1 protein-coding gene is annotated in these 723 nt (G+C 53.3%); it reads right to left on the bottom strand.

Translation table 11 applies throughout. The features are described 5' to 3' along the window. On the bottom strand, window positions 1–723 hold a 723-nt coding region (locus tag IP510_RS13585; protein WP_265087607.1), incomplete at both ends, for a Calx-beta domain-containing protein.

Raw genomic sequence — 723 nt, 5'->3', positions numbered from 1 at the left:
AGATTGCTGCCCTCATCCGCTGTGGCAGCAGAGACGGTGACTGTCGGTTTGTCGCCCTCAGTGTTGCTACCAGGGTTGGCCGGGTCATTTGATTCATCTAGAATCACGCCAGTGGCAGTACCTGTACCAACAGTGGCAGGCGTTGGACTGTTTGTAGGTATGGCAATATCAAGAATCAGATTCTCTGATTGCTCATAGACCACATCGTCAGCAATGGTCACGGTAATGACTGGTGCCGCCATTTGTCCGGCTGGGATGGTGACGCTTGCGCCGTTGGCTAAGAAGTCTTGAATCTGAGTGGTGGTGGTTAAGCTGACCAAAACCCCTGCCGCATTGGTGTAGCTGATGCTAGCAATGTCCGCCGCTTCAACGGTGTTGTTACCACCCAAGCTTACGGTAACGGTGGTGTCAAGGTTGCTCAGGTTAGTCTGAGTCACGCTAAAGATGAGGGTGCTGTCTACCCCTTCAATCGCTTGAGCGTCGGTTGCGCTAATGCTGACCACGGGTGCATCAATGGCGCCGCCATTCTCATCTAAGATGGCACCGGTCGCACTGACCGTCCCTAGGGTGGCATTGACTGGGCCCGATAGGCTCATGCCAATCGTTTCTGATATCTCGTATATCGCATCTTGCGTTGGGGTGATGCTAAAGCTTGGCATGTTAGCAAGTTCAGTGCCTGCAGGGATAGAGATACTAACCCCAGCAATCGCTTGTGCCACTGTC

The organism is Psychrobacter sp. NG254 (assembly GCF_015277735.1).
In the GTDB taxonomy this organism is placed as follows: domain Bacteria; phylum Pseudomonadota; class Gammaproteobacteria; order Pseudomonadales; family Moraxellaceae; genus Psychrobacter.
Note: the sequence above shows the minus strand (reverse complement) of the source record. Positions and strands in the feature narration are given on the sequence as shown.